Here is a 25,387-nt window from a genome sequence, read left to right as displayed (position 1 = left end):
CGGTTAAGCGATTGGAGGAGAAACTTATGGGTTATTTGGACGATTTAGCTTCGGATATTGATGGTTGGAAAAGGGATGGACGATACCGCAAGATCAAAGTCTGGGAGAGCGGCTCAGATACTTGGATGACGCTGAATGGAAGACGAATTCTGCAGATGTCATCCAATAACTATCTGGGACTTACTCATCATCCTAAGCTGAAGGAAGCTGCTAGTCAGGCTATTGACAAATATGGCGTAGGCAGCGGCTCTGTACGGACAATTACCGGTACGCTCGATATTCATGAGGAACTCGAAATCGAACTGGCCACATTCAAAGGAACAGAAGCAGCGCTTGTATTCCAGTCTGGCTTCACGACGAATCAGGGGGCTCTATCTTCGATTCTCGGACCTGATGATGTGGTCATCAGCGATGAACTGAATCATGCGAGCATCATTGACGGTATCCGGCTGACCAAGGCGAGCCGCAAAATTTATGCTCATAAGGACATGGATCAGCTGGAAGCAGTCTTGAAAGAAACGCAGCACCACCGCAAACGTGTTGTCGTTACTGACGGTGTATTTAGTATGGACGGTGACATCGCTCCGCTTCCAGCAATTGTTCAACTGGCGGAAACTTATGACGCAATTGTCTATGTCGATGATGCGCATGCCAGTGGAGTTCTCGGCAAAAATGGCAAGGGTTCGACCGATCATTTCGGTCTCCACGGGCGCGTACACATTCAAATTGGTACGTTATCCAAAGCAATCGGTGCTGTCGGCGGCTATGTAGCTGGCGCCCAACTGCTGAAGGAGCATCTGATTCATACGGCGCGGCCGTTTCTATTCAGTACATCGCAGCCTCCGGCTGTTGCGGCGACTTGTTTAGCCGCGATTCGAGTGCTGCAGGGGAGCGCGGATTTAGTTACCCGGCTGTGGGACAATGCCAATGATTTTCGAACGCAGTTGAAACAGCTAGGCTTCGATACGGGAGCGAGTGAAACGCCGATTATTCCGATTATTGTCGGTGATCCAGCCCGTACGATGCGCTTTTCGGATCGACTGCTGGAAGCAGGCATCTTCGCCCAGGGAATTGTGTATCCGACGGTTGCTATGGACAAAGGCCGTGTGAGGCTCATCGTGACAGCGCAGCATACGAAGGAAGATCTTGCCTTTGCGCTTAATGCCTTGCAGCAGGTGGGGCGGGAGTTTGGATTGATTTCTTAACACAAGAAAAGCGACAAAAACAAAAGACAGTCCCAGAAGGCCAGACAAGGTCTAAGGGATTGTCTTTTTTTTCTTCATAAATACAAAACATGCAACCAAAAGATACGCAATGTACATAAATCTGGTATAATTGGTGAAATCATCAATATGTTGAAGAGGATTTGAACGAGGTGAATAAAAATGATCATGAAAACCAGTGTTGATGCTTTGAATATCCATATTTATTCGGATCGCAGGACGATGGGAGCGGATGCTGGCGCTGATGTAGCTGCCAAGATCAAAGAACTGCTGCTTGTTAAGCCGACGATTCGGATGATTTTTGCAGCAGCGCCATCGCAGAAAGAACTTTTAAGCTATTTGACAGAGGATCAGGAAATAGAGTGGTCGAGGATAACCGCGTTTCATATGGAAGAATATCTGGGATTGCCCCAGGATGCTGCGTATATGTTTCGTCACTTCTTACACAAGCATCTTGTCAGCCAAGTCAATCCGCAGATTGTGAATTGGATAGACAACGCTAACGCAAGCGATATCGAGTGTCTTCGTTACACGCAGTTATTGCAGGAAGCGCCGATTGATATCGTGTGCCTCGGAATCGGTGAGAATGGACATCTTGCTTTTAATGATCCACGGGTTGCTGACTTTAAGGACCCTGAACTTGTGAAACAAGTTCAATTAGATGATGCCAGCCGGCAGCAGCAGGTCAATGACGGCTGCTTTCCATCCTTTGATGACGTTCCTACACATGCCATAACCTTAACGATTCCCGCATTGCTGGCAGGCGAATTTCTGTTTTGTATGGCGCCCAGCAAAAGCAAGCATCAAGCTGTGAAGCGGACATTGAATGAACCGGTTTCTCCCAACTGTCCATCCACCATACTCCGTCATCATCCTAATTGTACGTTATATGTTGATCGCGATGCCTACGGGCATGTCTAGTTCATAGCCATAGCAGAAGGATCAAGATGATCCTTTGCGATTTCGGTACTTGGCCACCCCCCACATCAGGAGGGGCAAGGCAAGCATATGAAGGGGAAAGAAGAACGGATTCGCGATCTTTTGCGGGAAGAAAATGGAACTGTCGATAAAATCACGAGGAACAAGTGCTAGCAGCAGGACAGCTGGCGCAACGAACCACATCATTTTGCGCCATTTCTGAATGCCAATCCATTGCGCTGTTCCGTAGGTGCATACGAAGAAATAAAGGGATACTTTAACGAAAACACCGACAATCCACATGGCGATCACGATGGAATCCAAGTTCTGAAAGAAGTCAAAGTAAGAGATATATCGAACTAAATTAAAATAAGGATAGGTATGGAGAGCAGCCGATTCATTACCAAAGACGGAAATAATTAAAAAAGTAGAAACACAGGTCAAGAAACCCGCGGTACCTACCCCAAGTAATGCCGGCTTAACAGCGGATCTAGGTACGGCAACAAAACCAAAGAGCATGAGCAACATGATGCAGTCACCTAGAAATGTGGAAGAGGGCAAGGCGCCTTTCAGAATGATCATAGGGCTGCTATCCGCGTAAATCGGAAGAATATTAGCAATTTGGATATTCTTGATGGAAAGCAGGAGCGGGATGGTTATACCTAGCAAAGCAAGCGGACCCATTAGTTCGCTGCTCCTAGCGATGGCCTCAATGCCCGAGTAGGTCACATAAACAGCAACTAACAGCATGCCAATCATTGGGATGATGACAGGTGTTCTAGGCAGTATGGTCGCTAGAATGAACTCTGCGTACTGCCGTAGAATGATGGCAAGGACAGAATACCAGAAAATGAAATAAATAAAGATGATCACGTTTCCCAGCGCACGGCCAAACAAGATCTTGGCATATCCTGTGAACGTTTGCCGAGGATAAATCAAGCTCATCCGAGAGCAAATAAAAGCCACGCATACGCCTACGACAGCCGCGCAGCCCGTTGAGATCCAAGCATCCTGTTTGGATACTTGAATGCTTGGATTAATTGTTAGCAGGATGGTCATGCCGAGTTGCATCGTAACCATCAGCCAGAAGAGTTGTTTCCCGTTAATCCTCATGTCCATAGAGGGGCTCCTTTATTTATCGATGAGTTTGCCGATCGGACGGAAGAGCGAATCCACCATCTGGGAAGGGCCGGGCAAGGTGGGGTTTACGACCAAGGAAATGGCAAGAATCCAACATAAAGCTAGGATAGCGATGTACGTGATTTTTTCATTTCTCGGAGTGCCTTTTAGCCGGAACCACTGATATAGGGTGAGGACCAAACACCCTGCCATGAATAAGGGGATACCTTTACTTGTCATTTCGCAGTCTCCTTATTCAGGTTGAGTCGCTCTAATACTAGAGAGGCCGGGGCGAAGCATTTTGGCATCGGAGTGGATCGCAACCTCGACGGTGGGAAATAATTCGTCCCAGCGTTGTTGATTTTTTTTCCACTCCTTGGGATATGCGCGATGGAATTCTCCGGCAAAACCGAAAATATCTGCTTGTAAATCATGCTGCACTTTATCCAAAGCGGATCGAACACGGTTCTCAATGTCATCGTTCAAGGCTTTCTCCACCGTTTTTACAGCGTTCGGATCTTCTACTAAATTGAGCTTTGTCGTATTCTGAAGCGCGTCGTCTTCGGTATGAATCCAAACATTCATCCGCCATTTCCCATTTTCGATGATAGGTTCAAGGGTTGTCTTGCTTTTGATTAAGTTTGCCGAAACGGTTCCTTCAGTGCCCTCGGGCACAACGGTGACCACAGCTTGTTTGATCTCATTTCGCAGCCACAAGGCGCCCCTTGTCGTGCTATCGTCAATTTTACCGATCATTTTGTCATTTTTAAAAATAGCTGTAGCATTAATGAAGCTCTCGCTTTTATCCGGATTATTCAATGATAAGGGGGCTGTTAACTCCATATAGGGCAAAGCAGCCGCATGGGAACCACTCCCGAGCATTTGAGCCAGATCTGCCAAGGTTACGCTTAGCGTGAGTTTGCTTTTTGAGATTTCACGCAAAGACTCCGCTGTATTGCGTTCAAGCTTGGTATTCAGTTCGAGAATGTTACGCGCTTCCCCCTTGCTGACATACATGTAAGCTCGTTCCCTTGGCTGAGGGGCTCGCATGAAGTAATCGAGATCGTCGCGAATACCGCTTCGTGCAATGGCTTCTCCGAAAATAATAACCTCGGCATGTCCCCAGAAGAGTTTTCTAGGCAGCTTTTCTTGCAAGTGGGAGAGGGCGTCAGCAAGATTTACGCCAACGGCTGATTTGACATACGATGACTGACTACTGCCGCCGCTGCCTTTTAATCCGTTATCCATCGAAATATTGCTTGAACCCCGCGGCACGAAGATCTGTACGGTCAGTTCAATCGTTTTGTTGTCATGCTTATCAATGGCAGCCCCCGTAATTAATGCTAAATCATTGACCTCGCTCCGATCCCAGCATCCCGTGAGCAGAAGTGCCAAGAGTCCCAATCCCCAGCTTAACCGCATCGTATGTCCAAAGCTCCAGATGATCATCGTTTGAAAGCCCCTTTAACTGTAACTAGAAGGAACAGCATGCTAGGAACGACGACTTGCAAAAGGAGTGAGAAGAAAGGCAAGCTGGTTCCAAGATAGTGTTTCAGCTGCTGGAAATTAGGTGATACCCAGATACTGAATAGAATAGTGAGAATTCCGCAAGGGATAATCAGCGGACGATAATCGGCAAGCTTGAGCAATTGGGCAATCCCCAAAACGGTTGCATAGTAGATAATGGCTACTTTAATGAATATGCCAATAAGCCAGATAGCCATAAGGAGTGATTCTACATGTTCCAGGAAATCCGCAATGGAAATGTAACGAACCGCAGCCAGAAAAGCATAATTCAATCCTTCGGTTAGTGTCCCGAATAAGAACAAAATGGAAAGATTGATTGCTAAAAGAGTTAGCAGCACAGAGGCAACGCTGATAAATCCCCATTTCAATATCTTCTCTCCATGACTCACATAGGGAAGGAGATAGGCAAGAACGAAAAATTGAGAAAACCAGGAAGAGGGGACGATTGAACCCAGCAAAGGCGGAATCAGTCCATTTCCGAAAATCGGAAACATTTGTTTAAGTTCGAAATCGGGAATCATCAAAATAACCATAACGAAAATAATCAACACAGCCACAGGGATCAAAATCTGCGCTGTGCGGCTGAGAACCTCGAGTCCCGCGTGAATAGCGTAGGCACAGACGCTCACCATGCAAATAATAACAATCAGCATCGGCGTTTCTTGCAGGAAGCTGCCACTAATGAATTCGCCGTATTCGCGGAGCACAAGCCCATTTGTAAATAGGAGTGCCCCTAAGAAAAGAATCCCAATAGCTTTTCCGGCATAGGGGCCTAGAAGCGTTTGGGAATATTCAATAAAAGTAAGACTGGGATATGCCTTGTTCAGTCGGACAACAACGTAGACCATCCAGAATCCTACAAGTGACGCAATGAGGGGCGTCATCCACATATCGATGCCCGCTGTGCGAATGGTAATCGACGGAACCGAAAGGGCTGCCGTAGCCAAAATTGTAGGATGCATCAGAATAGCTAGCTGCAGAGGCGATATTTTACCTTTTTCAATCATCAGATTCATTCCCTTTGGGCTTTTCCGGCTTTTGTTTGGCAGGTAGTCGGGTTGAATTCGATTTCCCGGTAAATTTCGGACGTGTTCGCATAGCCCAGATGGGGGCGCGAATTAGCACATCCTTCAGCTCGGCTCCCTTCATTGGGGCAATTGGCTGCAGGTAAGGGACCCCCAGAGAGCGCAGAGAAGACAGATGAATCACGATAACGATAAATCCGAGCATAAGCCCAAGCAGTCCTAGCATGCCGGACAGGAACATAATCGGGAATCGCAGCATCCTCAAGGCAATCCCTGCCGAATATTGCGGCATCATGAAAGAAGCGATTCCTGTAATCGCTACGACCATGACCATAGGCGCGGAGACCAGACCGGCTGAAGTAGCTGCTTGTCCGATAACTAAAGCGCCTACGATACTGACAGCTGCACCGACTTGCTTCGGCAGTCGAACCCCAGCTTCGCGGAGGGCTTCGAATGAAACTTCCATCAGCAGCGCTTCGATAAGTGCAGGAAACGGGATGTCCTCTCTGGATTTTGCGATACTGAGCAATAACGATGTAGGGACCATTTCTTGATGATAGGTCAGAATGGCCACATACAAGGAGGGCAGCAGGAGTGTGATGAAGAAAAATAAATAGCGCAGCCACCGGATAAAAGTGCCAATAATAAACCGTTGATAGTAATCCTCTGGCGATTGCAAGAGCGAGAATAACGTTGCAGGCGCTACAAGGGCAAAAGGTGTCCCGTCGACTAAAATAGAAACTTTTCCTTCCAATAAGGCTGCGCAGACAACATCGGGTCTTTCTGTCACTTGAATTTGTGGAAAAGGCGAGAAGGGATTATCCTCGATCAGCCCCTCGATATAGCCGCTTTCCAGAATTCCGTCAATCTGGATATCTGCAATCCGCTGCGAGACTTCTTCAACTAGCGAGGCATTCGCGATCCCTTCCATATAGATGAGAAGGACTTCGGTTTGTGTATGTTTGCCTACGGTGTAAGCGACCATTTTCAAGGAGGAACTCTTGATTTTCCTGCGAAGCATAGACGTATTCACACTCATCGTTTCTGTAAAACCTTCACGAGGTCCCCGAATAATGGACTCAGCGGAAGGTTCTTCAATGCTTCTTTTTTCCCATTTGGCTAAACCTAGAGCGAACCCTTTGGCCACACCGTCAATGAAAAGCCCTACGGATCCTGAAGAAATAGGGGCAACCATTTCTGTTAAAGTCGCCATCTCCCTGATATCAGAAATACTAATCAAGGAGGACAAGTCCTTCTCCGTGTACTTCCACTCTTCTGCGGATTCTGCAAGTAAAGGAGTCAGGACATTTCGATCCAATATCTCCAGATTCACCATGCCCTCGAAATGTACCACGAAAGCTTTGGTGGTCCCCCCAATGATGAATTCGTGGAAATGAACATCCTTGCATTTATCGTAAATGCTTTTTAGCATCTGAAGGTTAATATCTATCGAGGAGGAAACGGCTTCTGATGAATCCGAAGAATATGTATCCATAAGAGTGCTCCTTAGCAGTGATAATTATCTGTTTGTCCAATAATGTGATTAGCTAAACAATTGCCAATATTTGAAAACGGATAGTTAATCATATAAACTGAGGATATAGAGCTATTTTGGTGAAAAATGTAGCCTATAGTCAAAGTCTGTAACTAAATCATATAGGTGGTGCCCAAATGAGTACATTTAAATCTTGGTTTTCAAGTGCCAAAACAGGCTTAACGGATCAAGTGAAGAAATTTCAAAACAAAGATTTCCTGGACGCGGTCGTTGCGGGATGTGCGATTGTAGCCGCTGCTGATGGAAGTATTGGAAACGAAGAGAAAGAGAAAATGGTCGGTTACATTAGCCGCAGCGAAGAATTGAAAGTATTTGAAGTGAGTAACGTGATTGCTCGTTTCAATCATTTTGCCGGCGGTTTTGAGTTCTCCAATCTTATTGGAAAACAAGAAGCGCTTAAAGTGATTGCCAAGTTCAATAATAAGCCGGAAGTTGGCCGTATTATTATTGCTGTTTGTTGTGCCATTGGTGCTGCAGATGGTGACTTTGATGAGAATGAGAAGCGTGTTGTAAGAGATATTTGTACCACACTGAACCTGAATCCTGGCGAATTTAGTCTGTAAAGGTCGAAAGTATAAATATTTCAGTAGAATTGTGAAACGTGATGGACATTCATCCGTATCAGAATAATAGGCAAGACAAAAAACAAGCAAAACTGCGAAAGGAGGTGACCACGTTGACAATCAATCTGGTCAAAGGTCAGAAGATCGATTTAACGAAAGGAAACGCTGGTCTATCTAAAGTAGTTGTAGGGCTAGGCTGGGATCCTGCTGTCGTTGAGAAAAAAGGTTTTTTCGGAACCAAAAAAACAACCGTAGAGATTGACTGCGATGCTTCCGTCATTATGTTGGATGAGAACGGCAGATTGACAAAAGAGAAGAACGTCGTATTCTTCGCAAATCTGCAAAGTCCAGATGGTTCCATCGTTCACTCCGGTGATAATCGTACGGGCGAAGGCGATGGCGATGATGAACAAATCGCTGTTAATTTGGGTCAAGTGCCTGCGGATGTCAGTAAAATTGTATTTGTTGTCAATATTTATGATTGTGTAAATAGAAAGCAAGATTTCGGACTCATTCAATCTGCCTATATCCGGATTTTGAATGATTCTAACCAAGCTGAATTGGTTAAGTTCAATTTAACCGACAACTATTCAGGTAAAACGTCTCTGATCGTTGGTGAGATGTATCGTCATAGCGGAGAATGGAAATTTACTGCAATTGGCGAAGGCAGCACGGATACAACAATTGGACAATTAGTGAAACGCTATAACTAAAAACAAACCAAATCCCAATTAAAAGTGAGGTTAACTACAATGGCAATTTCTCTATCTAAAGGTCAAAAAGTAGATTTAACAAAAACAAACCCAGGTTTAACAAAAGTGATCGTTGGTCTTGGCTGGGACACGAACAAATATGATGGCGGTAAAGATTTCGATCTAGACGCTTCTATCTTCTGTGTGAATGCTACGGGCAAGGTTGGATCTGAATCCGACTTCATCTTCTACAACAACCCTAAGAATGCGAATGGTTCTGTTGTTCACACAGGTGACAACCGTACAGGCGCAGGTGACGGAGACGACGAGCAAGTTGTTATTGACTTGGCGGCAGTTCCAGCTGAAACAGAAAAAATTGCTTTCTGCATCACGATTCATGATTCTGAAGCAAGAGCGCAAAACTTCGGACAAGTATCCAACGCTTACGTGCGCATTTTGAACGATGCTTCAGGCGCAGAGTTGATCCGTTTTGATCTAGGCGAAGACTTCTCCGTAGAAACAGGTGTTGTAGTAGGCGAGTTGTACCGCAACAACGGCGAGTGGAAATTCAGCGCTATCGGCAGCGGATACAGAGACGGTCTAGGCGGATTGGCTCGTGACTACGGCTTGCAAACTTCTTAATCATTAAACAGTAAGGAGATGCCCAAATGACAATTAGCTTGTCCAAAGGTCAAAGAATTGACTTAACCAAAACGAATCCAGGTTTAAGCAAAGCCATTATCGGATTAGGCTGGGATACGAACAAATATAGCGGCGGTCATTCCTTTGATTTAGATGCATCGGCGTTCCTGCTTCATGCCGATGGCAAAGCCAAAGGAATTGATGATTTCATCTTCTACAACAATCTCGTGGGTGCTGGTGGTTCTATTCAGCACACCGGCGATAACCGAACAGGTGACGGAGATGGAGACGATGAGCAAATCAAGGTTGATTTCTCCAAAATACCGGCGCATATTCACCGAGTCGGCATTGCGGTAACGATTCATGACTCGACTAATCGGAACCAGAACTTTGGACAAGTGTCCAATGCGTTCGTTCGGCTAGTCGATGAAATTACGAATCGCGAAATTCTGCGTTACGATCTAGGGGAGGATTTCTCCGTTGAGACGGCGGTTGTTATTTGTGAGTTGTACAGAGACAGCCAAGGTCAAGATTGGAAATTCCAAGCTGTTGGCAGTGGTTTTCAAGGCGGTCTTCAAGCGTTATGCAAAAACTATGGGCTTGATGCCGAGTAGTGTTTAGTACTACGGGTGGTGCGTGCAAGGCATCACCCTTCCATTTTGGCACGGAAAGGTGACCGTCCTTCATGCACATCTCTCTTATTAAAGGCCAAAAGGCCGATCTTACAAAAACAAATCCGGGACTTTCCACGATTGGTATCGGTATCGGTTGGCAGGCTCCTGCACATGTGGACCTGGACACATCGGCATTCTTATTAGGTGCCAACGGCAAAGTCGATCATGATGATCAATTAGTCTTCTATAACAACCCAACCAAAAATGGCGTGAAATTTATTGATCAACCTTCATCTGGACAAGATCAGAAACAATTCGCAATCCAATTCTCTGAGGTGCCAACGAATGTTGAGAAGATAGCGATCACCTTGACGATTTATGAAGGGGAGAAGCTGAAACAACAATTCGGTTTGGTTAATCAAGCGTATATCCGGATTTTCCACCAGGGTACAGGGCAAGATATTTTGCGATATGACTTAGGAAATCAATTCTCCGTTGAGACAGCGATTGTTGTTGGAGAAATATATAGATACGGCAGTGAATGGAAATTCAGTGCTATTGGATCTGGTTTTTCGGGCGGCCTCAATGCGTTGTGCGGTAATTTTGGCATCGAAGTGAAGGACGAGCCTACTGCTCCTCCGATAACGAATCCGACGCCTGCGCCGACACCTGCCCCAACTGCAGCACCAATTCCTAGCAGTACGCCTCCGCTTATCCCTCCCGCTCCCATTAATCTGAACAAGATTGAGTTGAAAAAGAAGGGAGATCGGATCAGTCTAGAGAAGAAGAGTGCCGGTCAGCTTGGAGAAATTCTCATTAATTTGAATTGGAATCAGAAGAAGTCAACAGGCTTTTTTGGCAAAAGCAAAGGGATTGATTTGGATCTTGCCTGTTTGTATGAACTGAAAAATGGTCAAAAAGGTGTCATCCAAGCGCTTGGCAATCAATTCGGTGCATTAAACAAAGAACCGTATATAGCCTTAGATGGTGATGACCGCACTGGCTCAGTAACCACAGGTGAAAATATACGAATCAACGGTAATAAGTTGACGGAATTTGAACGAATTCTTATTTTCACTTTCATTTATGAAGGAGCAACAACGTGGTCTGAAGCCGATGGTGTCGTCTCCATTAAGCAGGATGGCGGACCTGACATCATCGTGAAATTGAACGAGCATGATAATCGTCAAGGGATGTGCGCTATTGCTCTTATTCGTAATCAGAATAATGAAACATTCAGTATTGAACGTCTTGTCCAATATTTCTCCGGTCATAAACAGCTGGATGAAGCCTTTGGATGGGGTATGAGATGGGTCGCAGGCAGTAAATAATGGATTGAAAAATGTTACAGGGGGTCACAGGCATGGTAGATTTTTTTCAGAGTTTTATTAACAACTTTACCAACTTTTTTAACTGGGAAGTGCTTTCAGCCACGCTTTCAGACCCGGTCAACTGGGGAATTATCGGTACGCTGGTTATCCTAGAGGGCTTATTATCCGCAGATAACGCTTTGGTCCTTGCCGTTATGGTTAAACATTTGCCCAAAGAGCAGCAGAAGAAAGCTTTATTTTACGGATTGCTAGGAGCTTATATATTCAGGTTCATCGCTATTGGGGTAGGTACTTTCCTCGTACAGATTACCTGGATTAAAGTGCTCGGTGGTGGGTATCTCTTATGGATTGCCATCAGTAATCTCTTCTTCAAGAAGCATGAAGAAGAAGGTGAAGTTAAGAATAAGGGACTTTCCTTCTGGCGCACGGTGCTAGCCGTAGAAATCATGGATATTGCTTTCAGTGTGGATAGCGTACTTGCTGCCTTCGGTGTCAGTGACCAGGTTTGGGTGTTGTTCCTTGGTGGTATTATCGGCGTATTAATGATGAGAGGCGTTGCGCAAGTCTTCTTGAAGCTCATTGACAAGATTCCAGAGTTGGAGAAAGCAGCTTTCATCCTAATTATCGTCATCGGTCTTAAGATGATTGCCGGAGCCTTCGGGTTCCATGTCTCCCATGTTATTTTCTTTAGTATCCTTATTGTCATCTTTGGTGGTACGATTATCCTAAGCTTACTTCGCAAGAAAAATAAACCAGAGTCTGCTAACTAAACTTAACATTCACAATCCCTCCTATATGGAGGGATTGTTCTTTCACCAAATGAGGGAGGGATCGGATTGCGATATTTTAATTATTTAACAGCCGATGAAGAAAAAGCTTTATTTTATATTCCGCCCACCTCTTTTTATAATCATTCGAACCAAGATATTTTAGCTCATTCTATTGGTGCCGCACTTTATATGCCTGCTACACGTCCTACCTTTGCTGAAGATATTGCTTTTGGCAAAATTGAAGGGCTTGTCTCCGTCGTCCTTGATTTGGAAGATGCGGTAGGGGAGAACGAGGTGCATGACGCTGAAGAATCGTTAGTGAGTCAAATGAACAAATTGGCTGCATTGGTTGAAGTCGGTATTCTGAGCGCGAACAACCTCCCATTATTATTTGTTCGAGTCAGAAGTGAGAATCAATTGAATTATTTGATAGAGCGTTTAGAAGAGAATGTCACACTGCTAACCGGTTTTGTATTTCCTAAGTTTACGATGGCGAACGGCGAGGCCTACTTTCATATTTTAGAAACTTATAATGATGAGAAACCAGTGTCTGCTCCTAAGTTATACGGTCTTCCTATTCTGGAAACCGGCGCAATTATTTATAAAGAAAGTCGTTTTCAAACGCTGCAAGGAATTAAAGATATTTTGACCAAATACAAAGATCTCGTTCTGAATGTTCGGATAGGCGCTACCGATTTCTCCAGTTTGTTTGGCTTGAGACGAAGTTCGGAAATGACCATCTATGACATTACGCCGATCCGTGATTGTTTAGCTGATATTATAAATATATTCGGTCGTGTGGACGCTTCGTTCGTTATCTCTGGTCCTGTATGGGAATATTTTCCTCAGAAGGGGCTAATTCGTGAAGTGATCATGGATAAAGAAAACGGGCTGATTGGCAAAACCATTATTCATCCAACACATATCAAACCTGTGCAATCGCTGTATGCCGTAACGCATGAGGAGTATGCGGATGCGACAAGCATTATTTCCAATAATAATGGCGATCATGGTGTGATCAAGAGCGCATATGCGAATAAAATGAATGAAATTAAACCTCATTTAAGCTGGGCTAGACGGATTCTTTTACGATCACACATTTATGGGGTGCTGAATGAACAACAACAATATTTCGGATTATTGTCCAAACAAGATCGGGCGTACGTATAGCATTGCCGGAGATTTAGAACTTCAAGTGAACGTGACTTCAAACCCCTATAATATTCCTCTCGATCAATTGTTTGCGATGGCGGCAAGAATCAATAAGAAACGCTCGTTTCTATTCGTCAGTAAGGTGCTCGGCAAACACATTCCTGTTCAACCGTATGTTTCTTTGTTAAGTGGAGTTTCGCTGGCTCTCATGCTGCAGCAGGCTCTTCATGGTGAAGTGGCGAAAGATTTGCTGCCGCTTGCGATTCAAGGTATGACGGAGCCACTTCAAGCAGAAGCCGCGTATAAAGAAATCATGTCCCATCGTTTATCTCTGCCTCAATCTGTAGCTTTTATTGGTTTCGCCGAAACGGCTACAGCGATAGGACATGCTGTCTTTCAGACCTTTGGACATAACGGAAGTTATATCCATACAACGCGCGAGGTGATTGATGGATTACCGTCCATCATCAGCTTCAGCGAGGAGCATTCCCATGCGGTTGCACATTACTGCTATGCGCTGGATGCTGATCTGCTAACCCAAGCTGATCTGGTAGTCCTTGTGGACGACGAAATAACCACGGGCAAAACGTCCTTGAATATCATCAGAGATATGCAAGGGAAATTCCCTAAGAAGGCTTATTACGTTCTGGCGCTGCTGGATTGGCGCACAGAGAAGGATCAGGAGCAATTCAGGAAGCTGGAGTTGGAACTGGACATTTCGATTCACGTTATCTCTCTGATCAAAGGTGAGGTAGAGGTTCAAGGTTCATCCGAAAGCATCCCACGGCAGGAACATGCGCGTCTGCAAGCAGCAAACCAAAACGACAGCATTGATTTTATTTATGTGGATCAGCTTTTTAGACATGTTCCGCCTGCTGCGAATGAGCGCCCTTATTTGCGGGATAGCGGCCGTTTCGGTCTTACATCAGAGGACTGCCAACAATCCGATCAAGTGGTCACACAAGCTGCTGAGCTGTTGAAGCAGGCTCGGAAAGGCACCACGACATTGTGCGTGGGAACCGGCGAATTTATGTATCTGCCAATGCGAATTGCCGCTGAGATGGGCGAAGGCGTTGTCTACCAATCGACGACGAGAAGTCCGATCCATTGTATTGATCGAGAAGGCTACGCGGTTCAAGTAGGCTATCCGTACCCAGCGCCGGAAGATCCGGACGTTACGTATTTTCTTTACAATATCAAAGAAGGCCAGTACGATGATCTTTTTTTATTCATGGAAAGAGAAGTGGACCACGCGGCGATGCAGCCACTGCTTGAGATTCTTCTGACGCGGGGGCTGAAACAGATCCATATTGTGATGTTCTCGCCCCAGACGACAGCTTGGAAGGAGCATGCTACATGGCAGACTGGCGCACTCGGCCAATAAACGATCCTGTCCGTTTGGGCAGTTACCCCACATCCGATGTAATCTTTCTGCTCAAGGATTTGAGCGAGGTGAACCTAGAGAAGTCGCTTGATGCCAGAGAACGCGCGATTCAGTCGGGTACGCACTATTCAGAAATGCTTCCCGAAGAGAAGCAGCCTACGGCTGCCTATTTGGAGCTATATCAAGAGACGCTCAAGCAGTCAGCCGAGAAAGTTGCACTCGCTGTTGGCATAACGGCTGAGCTGATTCTGCATAGAAAGGGACCTGGTACCGTTCTGGTTTCTTTGGCGAGAGCAGGGACACCGGTTGGGATTCTGATTAAGCGCTATGTAGAAGACATTCATCAGCACGTGCTGCCACATTACAGCATTTCAATTATTCGTGGCAAAGGAATAGATGAGAATGCGTTATTTTACATTCTGCAGAAACATCCAGGCGCCAAACTGCAATTCGTTGATGGGTGGACCGGCAAAGGGGCTATCCGCAACGTGTTGACGGAGGCTTGTCAGAAGTTGGATCAAGAGCATGGGATCAAGCTGGACGACGAGCTTGCGGTGTTGGCGGATCCAGGCCACTGCACGGATATGTTCGGAACGAGGGAGGATTTCTTGATTCCGAGCGCATGCTTGAATTCCACGGTATCCGGCTTAATGAGCCGAACGGTACTCCGTGAGGATCTTATCGGACCGTATGATTTTCATGGTTCCAAGTTTTATCAAGATTGGCTGGATCAGGATCTATCGAATCATTTTATTGCTGAAATTACGCCGTTTTTTGGCGGAATTGTTGAACAAGCCGAGCGGGGAGCCAATGAATTCCTAGCGAATCCCCCCGAAGTTACCTGGAAGGGTCTGCACGATATCCAGGCAATTCAAAGGGAATATCACATACCAGACATCAATTTGATCAAACCTGGCGTCGGCGAGACGACACGTGTACTGCTCCGTAGAGTTCCGTGGAAAATCCTCGTTGATCGCCTGGATAATCCGAATATCCGCCATATCCGCCTCCTGGCAGAAGCGAGGGATGTGCCGGTGGAAGTATACCCTGGGCTCACGTATTCATGCTGCGGCATTATTAAATCAGTGAAGGGAGATGCCGAATGATTTTTGCAAGCGACTTGGATCAGACGCTGATTTATTCACAGCCGGCAGAGCGAGCGGAAGAGCTGGGCAGTCGAATTCTTTTGGCGGAGCTGATTGACGGCAAAGCAAGATCGTATATGTCTGCCAGCGCCTTCCAGCGGCTTCAGGCGTTGATGGCGGAGCTGATCTTCGTTCCGGTGACGACAAGAACGATTCAGCAGTACTTGCGCATCCATTTGATTAGTCAAATGGTAAAGCCCCAATACGCCGTGACGAGCAACGGCGGGAATATTGTTGTGGCTGGGCATCCTGATCCCGACTGGCAGGCAGCCATCGCAGCCCGCGTCAGTGAAACTAGCGTGCATGTTCAGGATGTCCTTACGCTGACGGACAAAGTGTTGAATCCAGCATGGGTCATCAGCTCCACATACTGTGATGATTTTTTCTTTTCCCACATCGTGCATCGGGATAAGATGCCTTTGCAGGAAGTGAGGGATATGAGCGCAGAGCTTCACCAGATGGGTTGGAGCACTTCCATTCAGGGAAGGAAGGTTTATGTCGTACCGCATGCGGTGAATAAGCGAGATGCCGTAGCCTACATCAAGCAGCTCCTAGGCGAAGATAAAGTTGTAGCTTCCGGTGATTCGCTGCTGGATCAAGTGTTGCTGGACTTCGCTGACTACTCGATCGCGCCTAGACATGGCGAGTTATTCCGGCAGCAGCAGCATGCTCCGACAGGGAACTATACCTTTACTGAGGAATCCGGTATTTTTGCAACCGATGAAATTTTAAGCTACGTACAATCTGTCACTTCAGCTCATCTCGAGATAAAGGAGTCCTCATGAAAAAAGTATGGTTTAACCGTTGGTTTTCCGTTGCTTATCACTATATGAACAGCATTCGCAATAACGAAGATGGCGTGCAGTTCAAGATGTATGGCACACATCCGGATCGTTCCCACATGGCGCTGCAAGCAGCTGATTTCGCAGATACAGAGCCAGTCTTAGGGGATGACGACTATGTGGAATTTGCTTTGAATTTCTGCAAAAAGCACGGCATTGATGTCTTTATTCCACGCCTGCACATGTACGCTATCGCCAAACATATAGATGCTTTTGAAAGCGTAGGAACGAAAGTGACCGTTTGCCGGGATTTGGAGCTGCTAGAGAATTTGCTAGAGAAGCAGAAATTCTATGAAGCCATCCGGGAGAAGAATATTCTCGCGATTCCGGACTACCATGTCGTGAACACTGCTGATGAATTCATTTCGGCTTACGAAGTTACAAGTGGAGCTGGACATCAGGTTTGCATGAAGCCGACGAATGCGGAAGGCGGAATGGGCTTTCGGATCATCAGCAACAAGCGCGACACCTTGAGCGATTTGTTCGGAACGGTGACACCGTATCTGTCTACGGATCAGGCTTATCAAATTTTATCATCCGTGGATCGTTTCGATGATCTTATGGTGATGGAACTGCTGAATGGGTACGAATACAGCATTGACTGTTTGGCTACTGCATCGGGTGAACTGCTGGCCGCTGTGCCCCGCAGAAAGGCAGATGGACGCCTGCGTTTGCTGGAAGAAGTGCCGGAACTTATCGAAATCGCTAATCAAGTCGCCGCTACGTATCGAATTCCGTTCAACTACAACATCCAGGTGAAATACAACGAAGGTGTTCCCAAGCTGCTGGAAATTAATCCGCGGATGTCCGGTGGCCTGCATGTCACGTGTTTATCCGGGATTAATTTCCCTTATTTAGCGGTTAAATCGATTCTAGGCAGGCATGTGGACGTGCAAAAGCCTAATTACGGCATACTGGCCAGCCATATCGAAAAATACATTATTATGGATCTTGGTGAATAAATAAGGCTGCCCATCATATCTTGAGTATAGATGTTCAAATCTGTCGAAGAAGGTGCAGAGTATGATGGTAGGCAGAATTATCCTATTCGGCATAATCGTCGTTCTCATTGTCATCGCCAGTGCTGAAAAAGCCGAAATTGTGTCCAAATATATAGATAAATAGACAACTTTGAAACCTGAAAAGGTTTCTTTTTTTTGATCCGATTTGGTAGAATGGAAGATAGGGTTTGCATGCTCAGGAGGGGGATGTACATTGCTAGATTTTAGCTTTGAAATTATTGATGCCTACACGATTAACACCAAAATTTTGTACGCCAATGAATGGTTTACTTTCAATATATATGAAAAAGATCAGGTTTGGACGCTCCATCCGTTTGATGGCATGTTGATTCGCAATAAAGATATGTGTCAGCTTGTCATGAACGAACTGCTCAAGAACAAATATTTTCATGTGATGTGCGCCAAGGAAAACATTCTCTTGTCTGAGATTAGAACGACTGTAGATTTGAGTGATCGACCAAGTCCAGCCATGCCGGAGCGCAATCCGCGCGAAGAACGACCTCCCCAGGACCAAGATGAGCTGGAAGACGTTCAATCTTTTATGGACTATCACAGTCTTGAAGAAATTATGGAGATCGAAAGAGCCATCATTCATAAACGATTGTCTTTTTACAAACGGATGCTAGAGGTTATGTTTATGCAAGGAGCCGGACCTGCAGATAAGGAATTCATGCAGATTCAAGCCATTTTCACGACTTGGAAAGAGGCCTATGAGAAGATGAACGGGTTCAGTGAGCCCGATGAATCTGGTGGAAAGAAAAGATGGTAGCCTTCATCAAAAAGGAGTTTAAACATGCTGCAATTAAACGATAGTCAGCTTGCCGCCTTGTGGAGTCAAGGGGATTCTAAAGCGTTCAATCGTCTTCTAGAGCTTTATAAAGACAAAATATATCGTTTAGCCTATCGTATGCTGCGCAATAAATCGGATTCGGAAGATGTCGTGCAAGAGACGTTTCTGCGCGCTTACCTGCACTCCCATCGGTTTGACACTACGAAAAACTTTTCCAGTTGGATTTTCAGCATTGGTAAAAATGTGACGATTGACGTTTTGCGCAAAAAGAAGTCTGAGCTGTCCATGGATACGAATCCGAATCCGTTTCAGGATTCCCTTCCTTTTTATGAAAAGCTCACCAGTCAAGAGAAAACGCCAGAGCTTCAACTAATCGAGTTGGAAACCGCGGCGCAAGTAGAGCGGATGATTCAAGATTTGCCTGATAAATACAAAAACTTGATTGTATACAAGTATTACTTGGATATGTCGCTGGAGGATATTAGCAAAGAAGTCAATCTGCCTGTATCGACGATCAAAACGAGATTATTCCGCGGCCGGAATTACATCAAACGAAAATGGGGATCCTTGTTTTTCTTGGTGCAAAGCCTGACTTCTGTCATAATTTTCTAAAAGCATGATCACATTATTTGAGGACAGAGGAGTAACGGAATGAGCCTTCCCAAAATTGAAGCACCCAAACTACCCAAAGAATTACCCGAAATTAAGCTGCCGTACGAGGAACTCGAATCCGAGGAAAGCTTTCATACAGGAATAATTAGCGATTGCACGATTGACAATCAATCAGGCTACAAAGTCGCTTTTGATAAAATTATTTTTCGCAATGTGACGTTTACGCGCATTTCAATGAAGGAAATTGAACTGACCGATGTGATTTTTGATCGCTGTGATTTATCCAACGTTGATTTTGGAGAAGCTACTATACACCGGACCGAATTCCGTAATTGCAAAATTATCGGGATGGATCTGACGGGTGCCACGGTCCGGAATGTGTTGTTCCACGCTTGTTTAGCTGATTATGCCACTTTCCGTATGGCTAATTTCAAGCAAATTAATTTCCAGGATTGCTCGCTGTTAAGCGCCGATTTCTATGAGTCAACGCTGCAAAAAACGCATTTTGAGGCTTGCCAACTGGATCGGGCGCAGTTTACTGGAACGAAGCTTGCAGGGATTGATATCAGCAGTTGCGAGTTCACGAGTCTCGGTGTGAGTATGGATGACTTGCGTGGTTGTATCATTTCCAGAGGACAAGCTTCCGTGTTTGCAAATTTGTTTGGACTCGTATTGAAGGAATAACGAGATATGAAATGAGGACGTAACGGTGAAATTTGGTTTTGATATTGATGATACGCTCATCAATCTGAGGGAACATGCTTTTCATATTTATAATGATAGATTGCAGCAAAATGTTGGACTCGATGTCTTTCACGCCTTGCCTTCGATGGAAATCCACAGCGCCTTTGGTCTGACCAAGGAAGAGGGCGGGAAGCTGTGGTCAAGCCTCCGGGATGACATTTATTATTCCAAATGTGGGGTATTTCCTCATGCCAGGGAAGTTCTGCATGCTTTAGTCGACCAAGGCCATGAAGTTTATTACATAACGGCCAGAGCCAAGGAGCATACAGATCGAACCCGTGAATGGCTTATTGCCAATGATTTCCCGGTAACGGATGGCCATTTCTATTGTGGCATGAGCGATTCCGAGAAGGTTCATATTATTGATGAGCTGAAGCTGGACTATTATTTCGACGATAAACCCACGGTCTTGGAGACCTTGTCCCATCTGCCTGTGAACGTCTACGTCAAAGACAGATCCTACAATCAGCATCTTCAAATACCGCGGATCACCGCTTGGGATGAACTTCTCGACATTATAAAAACAGAGGCAGGATAGGCTTCCTGCCTCATAGATGGATGATGTCACCGGGCTGTAACGACAGCAAATCACGATAACCTTCCGACTCAAGCTGCTCAAGCAGGATATCCGTATCCCGTTTGGGCGCATGAACCAGCAGTGTAAACTTGCTGTTCATAGCTTGGGTCATTTTGCGTACATCGGGTTTACCCTGATGAATCTTGTATCGAACAACCTCCATGCGACAGCCGCGTTGCGCTTCACTGAGAGCCAACAGCCGCTCGGCCATCGTCCCCTTGGCAACGTGGCCGGTAATTAGGATGCCGCTCCCGGCATGAGCCCGTAGCTTTTCATAGTACCACTGAGATTTAGCTGACTGCATCATGCCATCGTTCGTAAACCATATGGCCGCTCGCCCAGCAGCCATGTCCTGCTCTAGCAGATGTGCGCGCTGCTCATCACCGTGCACAATCTCAAAGCTGCTGACACGCAAAGCATCAGCAAGCACATGATCCATGCCAGGCCTCAGCCAGCTGGCATGTTCAAGCATGAGCTCCATCGCGTCGATGAGCTCGTGTTCGACCCGGATCGGCGTATCAGGGAACCGCCGCCGCAGAAGCAGCAGCAGTTCCTGCCCTCTGCCGGAAACGGGAACCGGCATGAGCAGCTGCCCGCCTGCTGATAGGATATTCGCAGCAGCCATATAGAGCTGCTCCAGCTTTTCTGGTTGATGCTCCGCATCTGTGCTGTAAGCGGCATCTACGATGGCCCCATGCAAATGCGCAAGCCCGCGAATTTCATCCTCCGGCGTGTCGGTTCCCAGCAGGAACGACTCCTCCGTGTAATCCCCTGAATAGAATAAGCGTTTCCCTTCTAATTTAATGAGCAGCCAGATGGACCCTAACATATGACCGCTGCGCCCCCAGCAAATCTGCAGCGCTGGCGACAACGCTGCCCATTGCAGCGGCGGAACTTCATCTTCGATATAGGCGTATTGGATGGCTGCGAGATCTTCCTCATCATAAGGAAGCATCCCTCCTTGCTGACTGACATAGTTTGCCCAGGACGCAAAATACCCTGGCAGCTGCATGGCCGTAAGGCTCGTGGTCCACACCTTCCCGGTATAGCCCATTTTATATAGCCAAGGGATCGTGATCGAATGATCTTCATGGGCATGCGAAAGAAAAACGGCGTCCAAACGAGCAATTCGCGTAGGATCCAACAACGGATACTCACCGCATCCTTCTCGTTTTACGCCGCAATCGAGCAAAATGCTCGTATGATCGTTACCGATCCAATAGCAGGAGCGTCCGTGTTCACCGGCGCCGCCCCATACATGTAGTTCCATCATTACGCATTCCACTTTCTGTTCGAATTCATGTTGTTGACAATTAACAGCAGGCCTGTGGTGAGGCCGACTGAAACGACGGCCATCGCCATCCCAAGTGACAGTTGCCCCTGTTCAAACTGAGCGAAGATGTAGGTGGCTGACGTCTGCATGGACGGAGGCAGCACCATCAGCGAGGCGACCAGCTCTCTAAGCGAGATGGTGAAGGTCATCATCCAGCCGGCCAGCATACCCGGCAGGAGCAGTGGCAATACAATACGTCGGAACACGTACCAGGGCTTCCCACCGAAAACTTGCCCGGCTTGCCGCAAGGATTCGTCCAACTGCCCGTTGCGGGCTTTGACGTATTGAACGGTGTACGGCAGGAAGAACACCACATAAGTGAGGACGACCATGCCGTAGGTGTTGTAGATATGGATCGGCATCCATGGCGCGTTCCATACCATGATGAGTCCGACGACCAGGACCATATCAGGCACCGTGTTCGGCAGCAGGCTGAACATATCCGTCATGCGCTGCGGCAACTGCTTGGCGCGGCCGATGCTCAAGGCGAACCAAGTGCCGAGCGCGACGGCTAGGCAGGCGGCGAGCAGGGCGAGCCCCATGCTGTTCGTCAGCGCCTTCATGCTCGGTGAGCCCCATGTCAGAAGCTCCCCATAATGGTGCAGCGTCAGGTTGGTCCAGGCGAGCCCATTGCCCCGGAGCTTCATCAGCGAAGCGGAGACGATGGAGAAATAGGGAATGCCAATGGCTGCACCCAATAGCAGTATGACGTACACCCAAGCAAGCGCTTGCTGCCAGCCGCGATGCCCGACGATTTTCTCACGGGAACCTTTGCCGCCTACAAGGTTATACGAATGCTTGCGGACGACGATCGACTGGACGTACCAAAGTGCAAGGCAAGCCAGAAGGAGAAGGGAGGCCAGCGAGGTAGCTTTGCCGAAATCCACAGGCCAACTGGAGATTGAAGCTTGAATTTCCGTCGTTAACACGAAATAACCAATGCGCCTACCGAAAGTGGCGGGTGTGCCGAACTCGGCCAAGGTTTTCACGAAGATCAGCAAAGCGCCCATCACATAACTTGAAAAAACAAGCGGCAGCATAACGCGCCTTACCGTATACATGAAGCTGGCCCCATGCACAGCAGCGGCTTCTTCTTTATTTCCGCCGATTTGTAGAATCGCATTGCGCAGAATCAAGTAAAGAAAGGGAAATAAATGAAGGCTCATGATCGTAATCATGCCGAATAGGCTAAAAAAGTGACTGCTGACCCACTTGGCCCCTGGAAACAGCTGCTCTAGATAACCACGAGGCTGCATGAACAAAATCCAACCCATAGAACCTATGTATGGCGGTGTCATGAAGGGGATGAGCAGCACAATATCAAGCCAGCGGTGTTTACGCAGCGGTGTTTTGGCCATTAGCCAGGCCAGAGGCAGAGCCAGCAGCGTGCATCCTGCAACGACACTGACGCCTAATATCAAAGAGTGACTGAACACGCTAGTTAAATCTTTTTCCAAAACAGTTCGAATAGGTGCCAGCAAGTCCAGCGTCCCATTGATCCAAATACTTTTGAAAGATACCCATAAAAGAGGAAGGACGACTAGCACAGCCAAAAGCAGCAGTGCCAAGAACGTCCCCATACGTTTGATTCTCATCTGACAGTCATCCCCGTCCGGCGCTTACTTTTTGAACAATTGGGTGAATTTCTGTGTAACGGCAGCCTGGTTGTCATTCATCCAATTCCAGTCTACTTGAATCGTAGGAATATCCTTCGCGCTCATTCTACCTTGGACTTGCACATCACTGCGACCGGAAAGCAAGTAAGCATCCGTCACCATTTTTTGAGCTTCATCCGAAAGTAAATATTCAATAAAGGCTTTGGAGCTATCAACATTTTTACTTGTTTTCATAATCATGGCAGGTCTAGGGGAAATAACCGTTCCACTTGCCGGATAGATCAAATCAATAGGTTCTCCTTTTGCTTTGGAAGCGTAGGTCATATAATCCACACTTGCCATAACAATGCTTTTTGCTCCGGAAATAACGGGATCCATGGCTTCTTGGTTCGCTCCGGCAATGATAGCGCCATTTGCTTTCACTTTACCGAATAAATCCCAAGCAGCGTCGCCATTTTTGTTCGTATAGCCTGTCATGAAATCAAGCGCAGAACCGGATTGAGCGGGATCCGGAATATTTACCATGTCTTTCCACTCCGGCTTCGTTAGATCGCTCCACTCTTTCGGAGGATTTGTAACCGTTTTGGTGTTATAAGCAATTCCCAGTGCAGATAGGCTATAGCTAAAATAGTTGCCATCCTTATCGCTGTAGGCAGGGATTAGCTTGTCGGCATTTTTCGCTTCTTTGTAAGGGAGTGTCAAACCACTTTTTGTCATCCCAATCGCGGAAGGTAGGGAGGCTAGTACCACGACGTCAACAACGGGGTTAGCTTTTTCAGCTTCCATGCGGGCAAGAATTTTACCAGTCGTACCTTGGAACATTTCAACTTCTACACCTGTTTTGGCTTGAAAGGCTTTTTGGATTTTCAAAGCTAGATCAGCCGGTCCAGCACTATATACAACAATTTTACCGCTAAGCTTTTTCGCCTCTGGTGTTGCTGTAGTTGTGACAGCAGTAGCAGCAGCAGCGGGAGTTGCAGTGGCTGCATTGCCATTCGAAGCTGGTTTTGCTGTTCCACAACCGGTCAAACTTACACCTACCAGAACAGTCATTAGAGCCAAGGAACTAATATTTAACGATTTTTTCATTGATGTTTTCAATTACGAGCACCCTCTCTGAGTTAAAATTAAAGTACATGAATCTGATCTGATGAAATATAAAGCCTAACTTGATCTCCTACTGCCAGTCGTGATGGATGGTAGGCCATCCAAACATTTCCATCCTCTAAGCACACAGTAATTTCATAGCGTTCACCGATGTAACTTACCGTTTGAACTGCACCAGAATAAGCAAGGTCATTCGCTGAACTAGATGTCCATCGGACATGCTCGGGACGAACGAGCCGCTTATCCGCTTCCAACCAATTCGTTTTTCCGATAAAGCGTGCTGTGAAAGCGTGAGTGGGTTTACTGTAAATGATCTCAGGCGCATCTTTTTGTAAAATGCGGCCGTTTTGCATGACGACAATCTCGTCGGACATCGACATGGCCTCTGTCTGATCATGAGTGACATAAACGGCCGTAAACCCAATTTGGCGAACCAGTCTCATCAGCTCTACACGCATTTCTTCTCTTAAAAGAGCGTCCAAGGCACTCATAGGCTCATCGAAAAGGACAAGCTGTGGGCGAACAACAATCGCTCTGGCCAAGGCAACACGTTGTTGTTGACCTCCGGAGAGTTGGTGTGGAAACCGCTTCTCCATACCTCGCAATTGGACTAGCTCAATGGCCTCCATAGATCGAGTACGCCAGTTGGTTGTGTCCCCTTTTGCTTTCAAACCGAAAGCCACATTCTCCAGCACCGTTAAGTGCGGCCATAGAGCAAAATCCTGAAAAACCATTCCGAAATCACGATGATGAACAGGACGATTGATCCTGCGGGATTTGGAGAACAGGCACAACTCTCCTAAGTGAATGTCTCCCGCATCCGGCGTTTCCAAACCGGCGATGATACGCAGCAAAGTTGTTTTGCCGCATCCAGATGGGCCAAGCAAAGTTGTGAATTTCCCTTTTGTCACAGTCAGCTCGATAGCTTCCAACGCAGGCGACCCACTAAATGTTTTGTTGATACCGCTAAGGTGTAAAGGCATTTTAGGCATCCTTCCGTTCTTAGGAACTCAACTTTAGTTTAGAATCTTATAATCAGCAGAGTGTCAACGCAAAGTAAATAGATTGTTAAGTTTTTGTTTGT

26 protein-coding genes are annotated in these 25,387 nt (G+C 46.5%); 17 read left to right on the top strand and 9 right to left on the bottom strand.

Going from position 1 to position 25,387, the window contains the following annotated elements:
- Window positions 1–26: 26 nt before the first annotated feature.
- Both IEY34_RS11865 and IEY34_RS11860 read left to right on the top strand, forming a co-directional pair.
- On the top strand, window positions 27–1,205 hold the full coding sequence (locus tag IEY34_RS11865) for a glycine C-acetyltransferase (RefSeq protein ID WP_189011658.1): 1,179 nt from the start codon (window positions 27–29) through the stop codon (window positions 1,203–1,205).
- A 186-nt stretch (window positions 1,206–1,391) separates the two neighbouring features.
- Window positions 1,392–2,144, top strand: a complete 753-nt coding sequence (locus IEY34_RS11860; protein ID WP_308423005.1) for a 6-phosphogluconolactonase — start codon at window positions 1,392–1,394, stop codon at window positions 2,142–2,144.
- A 21-nt stretch (window positions 2,145–2,165) separates the two neighbouring features.
- Here IEY34_RS11860 and IEY34_RS11855 read toward each other — a convergent pair whose 3' ends face one another.
- Genes IEY34_RS11855 through IEY34_RS11835 form a run of 5 tightly spaced genes read right to left on the bottom strand, consistent with a single transcriptional unit; the run spans window position 2,166 to window position 7,307 of the window.
- Window positions 2,166–3,260 (bottom strand): GerAB/ArcD/ProY family transporter, encoded by a 1,095-nt coding sequence (locus IEY34_RS11855; RefSeq protein WP_189011654.1) that lies wholly within the window; start codon window positions 3,258–3,260, stop codon window positions 2,166–2,168.
- Window positions 3,261–3,272: 12 nt separating this feature from the next.
- Window positions 3,273–3,500, bottom strand: coding sequence for a hypothetical protein (locus IEY34_RS11850; protein WP_189011651.1), 228 nt, complete (start codon window positions 3,498–3,500; stop codon window positions 3,273–3,275).
- Between the two features lie 12 nt (window positions 3,501–3,512).
- Window positions 3,513–4,709 (bottom strand): Ger(x)C family spore germination protein, encoded by a 1,197-nt coding sequence (locus IEY34_RS11845; RefSeq protein ID WP_189011649.1) that lies wholly within the window; start codon window positions 4,707–4,709, stop codon window positions 3,513–3,515.
- Window positions 4,706–5,794 carry a GerAB/ArcD/ProY family transporter gene (locus IEY34_RS11840; protein ID WP_229757598.1) on the bottom strand — a complete coding sequence of 363 codons (1,089 nt, stop codon included), beginning with the start codon at window positions 5,792–5,794 and terminating at the stop codon, window positions 4,706–4,708. The genes IEY34_RS11845 and IEY34_RS11840 overlap by 4 nt, the downstream gene beginning before the upstream one ends.
- Window positions 5,787–7,307 carry a spore germination protein gene (locus tag IEY34_RS11835; RefSeq protein ID WP_189011645.1) on the bottom strand — a complete coding sequence of 507 codons (1,521 nt, stop codon included), beginning with the start codon at window positions 7,305–7,307 and terminating at the stop codon, window positions 5,787–5,789. The genes IEY34_RS11840 and IEY34_RS11835 overlap by 8 nt, the downstream gene beginning before the upstream one ends.
- Window positions 7,308–7,483: 176 nt before the next feature.
- On the opposite strand from IEY34_RS11835, the gene IEY34_RS11830 reads away from it, so the two are divergent.
- From IEY34_RS11830 to IEY34_RS11760, 15 genes are all read left to right on the top strand, one after another.
- The gene (locus IEY34_RS11830; protein WP_189011643.1) at window positions 7,484–7,930 is read left to right on the top strand and encodes a tellurite resistance TerB family protein; all 447 of its coding nucleotides are present in this window, start codon (window positions 7,484–7,486) and stop codon (window positions 7,928–7,930) included.
- 113 nt (window positions 7,931–8,043) lie between these two features.
- Complete coding sequence (locus tag IEY34_RS11825; RefSeq protein ID WP_229757597.1) at window positions 8,044–8,643, top strand: TerD family protein; 600 nt, start codon at window positions 8,044–8,046, stop codon at window positions 8,641–8,643.
- A gap of 39 nt (window positions 8,644–8,682) precedes the next feature.
- Window positions 8,683–9,264 (top strand): TerD family protein, encoded by a 582-nt coding sequence (locus IEY34_RS11820; RefSeq protein WP_189011641.1) that lies wholly within the window; start codon window positions 8,683–8,685, stop codon window positions 9,262–9,264.
- 26 nt (window positions 9,265–9,290) lie between these two features.
- Window positions 9,291–9,878, top strand: a complete 588-nt coding sequence (locus tag IEY34_RS11815; protein ID WP_189011639.1) for a TerD family protein — start codon at window positions 9,291–9,293, stop codon at window positions 9,876–9,878.
- Window positions 9,879–9,949: 71 nt separating this feature from the next.
- Window positions 9,950–11,209 carry a TerD family protein gene (locus tag IEY34_RS11810; RefSeq protein ID WP_189011637.1) on the top strand — a complete coding sequence of 420 codons (1,260 nt, stop codon included), beginning with the start codon at window positions 9,950–9,952 and terminating at the stop codon, window positions 11,207–11,209.
- A gap of 32 nt (window positions 11,210–11,241) precedes the next feature.
- Window positions 11,242–11,979, top strand: coding sequence for a TerC family protein (locus tag IEY34_RS11805; RefSeq protein ID WP_189011635.1), 738 nt, complete (start codon window positions 11,242–11,244; stop codon window positions 11,977–11,979).
- Between the two features lie 66 nt (window positions 11,980–12,045).
- Window positions 12,046–13,149 carry an HpcH/HpaI aldolase/citrate lyase family protein gene (locus IEY34_RS11800; protein WP_189011633.1) on the top strand — a complete coding sequence of 368 codons (1,104 nt, stop codon included), beginning with the start codon at window positions 12,046–12,048 and terminating at the stop codon, window positions 13,147–13,149.
- Window positions 13,094–14,515, top strand: a complete 1,422-nt coding sequence (locus IEY34_RS11795; protein ID WP_308423004.1) for a phosphoribosyltransferase family protein — start codon at window positions 13,094–13,096, stop codon at window positions 14,513–14,515. The genes IEY34_RS11800 and IEY34_RS11795 overlap by 56 nt, the downstream gene beginning before the upstream one ends.
- Complete coding sequence (locus IEY34_RS11790; RefSeq protein WP_189011631.1) at window positions 14,488–15,621, top strand: cysteine protease StiP family protein; 1,134 nt, start codon at window positions 14,488–14,490, stop codon at window positions 15,619–15,621. The genes IEY34_RS11795 and IEY34_RS11790 overlap by 28 nt, the downstream gene beginning before the upstream one ends.
- Window positions 15,618–16,445, top strand: a complete 828-nt coding sequence (locus tag IEY34_RS11785) for an HAD family hydrolase (RefSeq protein ID WP_189011629.1) — start codon at window positions 15,618–15,620, stop codon at window positions 16,443–16,445. Before IEY34_RS11790 ends, IEY34_RS11785 begins: the two co-directional genes overlap by 4 nt.
- The gene (locus tag IEY34_RS11780) at window positions 16,442–17,464 is read left to right on the top strand and encodes an ATP-grasp domain-containing protein (RefSeq protein ID WP_189011627.1); all 1,023 of its coding nucleotides are present in this window, start codon (window positions 16,442–16,444) and stop codon (window positions 17,462–17,464) included. The genes IEY34_RS11785 and IEY34_RS11780 overlap by 4 nt, the downstream gene beginning before the upstream one ends.
- Window positions 17,465–17,717: 253 nt before the next feature.
- Window positions 17,718–18,293 carry a hypothetical protein gene (locus tag IEY34_RS11775; RefSeq protein WP_189011625.1) on the top strand — a complete coding sequence of 192 codons (576 nt, stop codon included), beginning with the start codon at window positions 17,718–17,720 and terminating at the stop codon, window positions 18,291–18,293.
- A gap of 24 nt (window positions 18,294–18,317) precedes the next feature.
- On the top strand, window positions 18,318–18,926 hold the full coding sequence (locus IEY34_RS11770) for a sigma-70 family RNA polymerase sigma factor (protein WP_189011623.1): 609 nt from the start codon (window positions 18,318–18,320) through the stop codon (window positions 18,924–18,926).
- A gap of 39 nt (window positions 18,927–18,965) precedes the next feature.
- Window positions 18,966–19,610, top strand: a complete 645-nt coding sequence (locus tag IEY34_RS11765; RefSeq protein ID WP_189011621.1) for a pentapeptide repeat-containing protein — start codon at window positions 18,966–18,968, stop codon at window positions 19,608–19,610.
- A 25-nt stretch (window positions 19,611–19,635) separates the two neighbouring features.
- Window positions 19,636–20,208 carry a 5' nucleotidase, NT5C type gene (locus IEY34_RS11760; RefSeq protein WP_189011619.1) on the top strand — a complete coding sequence of 191 codons (573 nt, stop codon included), beginning with the start codon at window positions 19,636–19,638 and terminating at the stop codon, window positions 20,206–20,208.
- A 10-nt stretch (window positions 20,209–20,218) separates the two neighbouring features.
- Here the strand turns inward: IEY34_RS11760 and IEY34_RS11755 are convergent, their stop codons facing one another.
- Genes IEY34_RS11755 through IEY34_RS11740 form a run of 4 tightly spaced genes read right to left on the bottom strand, consistent with a single transcriptional unit; the run spans window position 20,219 to window position 25,286 of the window.
- Window positions 20,219–21,520: an MBL fold metallo-hydrolase gene (locus IEY34_RS11755; protein ID WP_189011617.1), complete on the bottom strand. Its 1,302-nt coding sequence runs from the start codon at window positions 21,518–21,520 to the stop codon at window positions 20,219–20,221.
- The gene (locus IEY34_RS11750) at window positions 21,520–23,175 is read right to left on the bottom strand and encodes an ABC transporter permease (RefSeq protein ID WP_229757596.1); all 1,656 of its coding nucleotides are present in this window, start codon (window positions 23,173–23,175) and stop codon (window positions 21,520–21,522) included. The genes IEY34_RS11755 and IEY34_RS11750 overlap by 1 nt, the downstream gene beginning before the upstream one ends.
- Before the next feature lie 24 nt (window positions 23,176–23,199).
- A complete protein-coding gene (locus tag IEY34_RS11745) occupies window positions 23,200–24,285 on the bottom strand; it encodes an ABC transporter substrate-binding protein (protein WP_189011774.1) in 1,086 nt (361 codons plus the stop codon).
- Window positions 24,286–24,323: 38 nt separating this feature from the next.
- Window positions 24,324–25,286 (bottom strand): ABC transporter ATP-binding protein, encoded by a 963-nt coding sequence (locus IEY34_RS11740; RefSeq protein WP_189011615.1) that lies wholly within the window; start codon window positions 25,284–25,286, stop codon window positions 24,324–24,326.
- Window positions 25,287–25,387: the final 101 nt, after the last annotated feature.

The sequence above is a fragment of the Paenibacillus marchantiophytorum genome, from assembly GCF_014640555.1.
GTDB lineage: Bacteria > Bacillota > Bacilli > Paenibacillales > NBRC-103111 > Paenibacillus_E > Paenibacillus_E marchantiophytorum.
The sequence above is the reverse complement of the archived record's forward strand: the minus strand, read 5'-3'. Positions and strand labels throughout refer to the sequence as shown.

Coding starts and splice junctions, on each gene's coding strand:
- IEY34_RS11740 (WP_189011615.1), bottom strand. CDS start 25,286: ATGCCTTTACACCTTAGCGGTATCAACAAAACATTTAGTGGGTCGCCT.
- IEY34_RS11785 (WP_189011629.1), top strand. CDS start 15,618: ATGATTTTTGCAAGCGACTTGGATCAGACGCTGATTTATTCACAGCCG.
- IEY34_RS11780 (WP_189011627.1), top strand. CDS start 16,442: ATGAAAAAAGTATGGTTTAACCGTTGGTTTTCCGTTGCTTATCACTAT.
- IEY34_RS11745 (WP_189011774.1), bottom strand. CDS start 24,285: ATGAAAAAATCGTTAAATATTAGTTCCTTGGCTCTAATGACTGTTCTG.
- IEY34_RS11750 (WP_229757596.1), bottom strand. CDS start 23,175: ATGAGAATCAAACGTATGGGGACGTTCTTGGCACTGCTGCTTTTGGCT.
- IEY34_RS11755 (WP_189011617.1), bottom strand. CDS start 21,520: ATGATGGAACTACATGTATGGGGCGGCGCCGGTGAACACGGACGCTCC.
- IEY34_RS11810 (WP_189011637.1), top strand. CDS start 9,950: ATGCACATCTCTCTTATTAAAGGCCAAAAGGCCGATCTTACAAAAACA.
- IEY34_RS11790 (WP_189011631.1), top strand. CDS start 14,488: ATGGCAGACTGGCGCACTCGGCCAATAAACGATCCTGTCCGTTTGGGC.
- IEY34_RS11770 (WP_189011623.1), top strand. CDS start 18,318: ATGCTGCAATTAAACGATAGTCAGCTTGCCGCCTTGTGGAGTCAAGGG.
- IEY34_RS11795 (WP_308423004.1), top strand. CDS start 13,094: ATGAACAACAACAATATTTCGGATTATTGTCCAAACAAGATCGGGCGT.
- IEY34_RS11865 (WP_189011658.1), top strand. CDS start 27: ATGGGTTATTTGGACGATTTAGCTTCGGATATTGATGGTTGGAAAAGG.
- IEY34_RS11805 (WP_189011635.1), top strand. CDS start 11,242: ATGGTAGATTTTTTTCAGAGTTTTATTAACAACTTTACCAACTTTTTT.
- IEY34_RS11840 (WP_229757598.1), bottom strand. CDS start 5,794: ATGATTGAAAAAGGTAAAATATCGCCTCTGCAGCTAGCTATTCTGATG.
- IEY34_RS11815 (WP_189011639.1), top strand. CDS start 9,291: ATGACAATTAGCTTGTCCAAAGGTCAAAGAATTGACTTAACCAAAACG.
- IEY34_RS11820 (WP_189011641.1), top strand. CDS start 8,683: ATGGCAATTTCTCTATCTAAAGGTCAAAAAGTAGATTTAACAAAAACA.
- IEY34_RS11765 (WP_189011621.1), top strand. CDS start 18,966: ATGAGCCTTCCCAAAATTGAAGCACCCAAACTACCCAAAGAATTACCC.
- IEY34_RS11845 (WP_189011649.1), bottom strand. CDS start 4,709: ATGATCATCTGGAGCTTTGGACATACGATGCGGTTAAGCTGGGGATTG.
- IEY34_RS11850 (WP_189011651.1), bottom strand. CDS start 3,500: ATGACAAGTAAAGGTATCCCCTTATTCATGGCAGGGTGTTTGGTCCTC.
- IEY34_RS11860 (WP_308423005.1), top strand. CDS start 1,392: ATGAAAACCAGTGTTGATGCTTTGAATATCCATATTTATTCGGATCGC.
- IEY34_RS11835 (WP_189011645.1), bottom strand. CDS start 7,307: ATGGATACATATTCTTCGGATTCATCAGAAGCCGTTTCCTCCTCGATA.
- IEY34_RS11830 (WP_189011643.1), top strand. CDS start 7,484: ATGAGTACATTTAAATCTTGGTTTTCAAGTGCCAAAACAGGCTTAACG.
- IEY34_RS11855 (WP_189011654.1), bottom strand. CDS start 3,260: ATGGACATGAGGATTAACGGGAAACAACTCTTCTGGCTGATGGTTACG.